Annotated in this window: 3 protein-coding genes; all 3 read right to left on the bottom strand. The window is 73.0% G+C overall.

The features are described from left to right. Positions 1-286 precede the first annotated feature (286 nt). The 3 genes from ACFVGO_RS36840 to trpS all read right to left on the bottom strand — a co-directional run bounded on the left by ACFVGO_RS36840 (position 287) and on the right by trpS (position 3,275). Positions 287-961 carry a nucleoside/nucleotide kinase family protein gene (locus ACFVGO_RS36840; RefSeq protein WP_380358076.1) on the bottom strand — a complete coding sequence of 225 codons (675 nt, stop codon included), beginning with the start codon at positions 959-961 and terminating at the stop codon, positions 287-289. 68 nt (positions 962-1,029) lie between these two features. After that, the gene (locus ACFVGO_RS36835; protein ID WP_359908937.1) at positions 1,030-1,986 is read right to left on the bottom strand and encodes an LD-carboxypeptidase; all 957 of its coding nucleotides are present in this window, start codon (positions 1,984-1,986) and stop codon (positions 1,030-1,032) included. A 158-nt stretch (positions 1,987-2,144) separates the two neighbouring features. Then, positions 2,145-3,275: a tryptophan--tRNA ligase gene (gene trpS, locus ACFVGO_RS36830; protein WP_380636499.1), complete on the bottom strand. Its 1,131-nt coding sequence runs from the start codon at positions 3,273-3,275 to the stop codon at positions 2,145-2,147. Positions 3,276-3,469 lie beyond the last annotated feature (194 nt).

Here is a 3,469-nt window from a genome sequence, read left to right as displayed (position 1 = left end):
GTTTCCAGCTTATCAGATGTTTTCCGCTCCGTTTCCGGGGCTTCGTTCATCCAACTCGCCGGTGTCTTCCGGGGCTTGACGCCCTGTCCGACGTTCCAAACTCTAGCCGATCCCCGCTCCGAAAAGCGAATCCGGCCGCAATCCGATAAAACGCGCACGCCGAATAAGCACCAGGTCGGGACGCGAAAAGCGAAACGACCGGCACGAACCGGAAGTGGTGTTTCTGGGGATTGGCCGCTCCGGGACCGTCCGCGCCGATGCGTGTCCGGTGCTCCCTGCCGAGCGACTAGGAAACACTACCCCTGTCCGGGGTCGAAGGCAAACCCGTCCCGGAGACGGTGCGGGTGCAGAGCGCCCGCCCGGGCTTCACGTACGCGCCGTTGGGGTGGTCGTTGCCGGTGACCCACTGGCGCGCGGTGGCCTCGTCGCGGCCGCCGTCGCGGTGCCGCCGGAGCAGCCGCTCCTCGCGGACCTCGTCATCCGTGTGCACGTACCAGAGCTCGCGCAGGAGTCGGCGGGCATCGGACCAAGGCGTGTCGCTGGAGGCGAGGTAGTTGCCCTCGGTGATGACGAGCCGGGTGTGCGGGCGGACCACGTGGCGGGCGGCGACCGGTTCGTCCAGGGTGCGGTCGAAGTCCGGGACGTAGATGTCCTGGAACCGGTCGCCGGCGATGCGGCGCAGCAGGGCGAGGTAGCCGTGGGCGTCGAAGGTGACCGGGGCGCCCTTGCGGTGGGTCAGGCCGAGGCGGTCGAGCTGGGCGCCGGAGAGGTGGAAGCCGTCGAGCGGGACGTAGGCGGCGGTGCCGGGGCCTTCGGCACGCTCGACCTCGGCGACCAGGTGACGGGCCAGGGTGGACTTGCCGGCGCCGGGCGGGCCGGCAAGTCCCAGGATCGTGCGGGCGTTGCTGCCCGGGCCGCGGAGGAAACCGAGGGCAAGGGCGGTGAGGCGGTCCTCGTTCATGGCCGCACCTTACTGAGCGCGCCCGTGTTACTGAGCACGCCCGTGCTTTGGCTCGGCCCCGAGCCGGCTCAGCGTTCGGCGAGGGCGGGCAGGTCCAGGGTGAGGGTGCCGGCGTCGGCGTCGAGCAGGGCGGGAACGCCGAGCGGGACGGTGAGGGTGGACGGGCAGTGGCCGAAGCCCAGTTCCCAGAGCACGGGGACGCCGAGGCCGCCGAGCCGGTCGAGCATCACGTCCCGGACCCGTTCCGGCCGTCCGCAGCCCTCCCAGGAGCCGAGGGCGACACCGGCCACGCCGTCGAGGGCACCGGAGCGCAGGAGCTGGGTGAGCAGGCGGTCGAGCTGGTAGGGGTGCTCGTTCACGTCTTCGAGCAGCAGGATGCCTCCCTCGTACGAGGCCCGGGCGGCGGGCGTGCCGCGCTCGGCGGTGAGGACGTGGAGGCAGCCGCCGGCCGTGACGCCGCGGGCCCGGCCGGGGACGAGCGGGGCGGCGGTGGGTGACGTGAGGACGGTGACGGCGGCGGGGTCGAAGAGGGTGCGGCGGAGGTGCTCGGCGGTCGGGCCGTCGGAGACGAAGGACGCCCCGGCGGCCAGCGGTCCGTACAGGGTGGCGAGGCCGAGGCGCTGGGCGAACGCCTCGTGCAGGGAACTGACGTCGCTGAAGCCGATGAAGGGCTTGGGCCCGGCGGCGCGCATCGCGGTCCAGTCGAGCAGGTCGGCCATGCGGTGCACGCCGTACCCGCCGCGGGCGCAGATGACGGCGTCGACGGTGGGGTCGAGCCAGGCGTTCCGGAGGTCGGCGGCGCGGTCCGCGTCGGTGCCGGCCAGGTAGCCGAGGGAGGGGTGGGTGTCGAGGACGTGCGGGGCGACGGTGACGCGCAGCCCCCAGGAGCGGAGGATCGCGCACCCGGCGGTGAGGCGTGCCGCGTCGATCGGGCCGCTGGGCGCGACGACGGCGATGTGGTCGCCGGGGCGCAGGTGCGGCGGGCGGGTCAGCCCCTGGCCGGGTGCGGTCGGGTGCTGGTCCATGGGCCGGGCCACCTTTCGGGCGCGGGAGCGGGGTTCGGGCGGTCGCGCTGTGGCCGCGACCGCCCGGTGACGATATGCCCCGTGTCAACCGGCCGATGTCCGCGGGAGGCGTTCCGCTGTCCGGACGGCTTCGGCGGGCTCCGGCGGGTGAGCGCTCTTCAGATGGCCGCCCCCATCACCTCCCGGACCTCGGCGAGGGTGGCGTCGGCGACGGCGTTGGCCCGCTCGGCGCCGTCGCGCAGGACCTGCCGCAGGTGGCCCCGGTCGGCGGCGAGTTCGGCGCGGCGGGCGCGCATCGGGCGGAGGAACTCGTTGACGGACTCCGTGACGGTGCGCTTGAGCGCGGCGGCGCCGCCGTCGCCGATCTCCTCGGCGACGGCCTCGGGGGCGCGGTCCTGGCAGAGGGCGGCGAGCAGGACGAGGCTGGAGACCTCGGGACGGTTGACCGGGTCGTAGCCGATCCGGCGGTCGGCGTCGGTCCTGGTGCCGCGGATGATCCGGGCGGTCTCGTCCTCGGTGGCGCCGAGGGCGACGGCGTTGCCCCGGCTCTTGCTCATCTTGCCGCCGTCGGTGCCGAGCAGCATCGGGGCGTCGGAGAGCAGGGCCTGCGGCCGGGGGAAGACGGCGCTGCCGTCGGCGTGCGGGTAGCGCTCGTTGAAGCGGCGGGCGACGGTGCGGGCGACTTCGAGGTGGGGCAGCTGGTCCTGGCCGACCGGGACCAGGTCGGCCTTGCAGAAGAGGATGTCGGCCGCCTGGTGGATGGGGTAGGTGAACATCAGCCCGCTGACGGCGGCCTGCCGGGAGTGGGCGATCTCGTCCTTGACGGTGGGGTTGCGTCCCAGTTCGGCGACGCTGACCAGGCTGAGGAAGGGGAGCAGCAGCTGGTTGAGGGCGGGGACGGCACTGTGCGGGAAGATCGTCGCCCGCTCGGGGTCGAGGCCGGCGGCGAGGTAGTCGAGGACGAGGTTCTCGGTGCGCTCGGCGAGCCGGTCGGCGAGGTCGCGGTCGGTGATGACCTGGTAGTCGGCGACCACGACGAACATCTCGACTCCCTGGTCCTGGAGCCGGACCCGGTTGCGCAGGGTGCCGAAGTAGTGGCCGAGGTGGAGCGGTCCGGTGGGCCGGTCCCCGGTGAGGACGCGGTGGGCGGTCGGATCGTCGACCGGAGCGGACGGAACGGACGTGTCGGCGACGGCGGCGGTCGCGAGAGCGGTGGTCGCGGAGGCTGTGCTCGCGGAGGCTGTCGCGGAAGCGGTGGTCGCAGTGGTGGTCACGGCGGCGGTGGTCAAGGTCTCTCTCCTCGGTGCGGCGGCGGTGGCGGCCGTCCGGGGCGAGGGACCCGTCCTGCGGGGAAACGCAGCAGGGCCGTCCATCCCGGACGGCCCTGGTCAGGCGAGTGTGGTGGGGGGGGTGGGGGGGGGAAAAAAAAAAAAAAAAAAAAAACCCCCGCCGCGCACCCCAACAAAAGCAAGCACCCCCCCCC

The organism is Kitasatospora sp. NPDC057738 (assembly GCF_042798815.1).
GTDB lineage: Bacteria > Actinomycetota > Actinomycetes > Streptomycetales > Streptomycetaceae > Kitasatospora > Kitasatospora lactacystinica.
The sequence above is the reverse complement of the archived record's forward strand: the minus strand, read 5'-3'. Positions and strand labels throughout refer to the sequence as shown.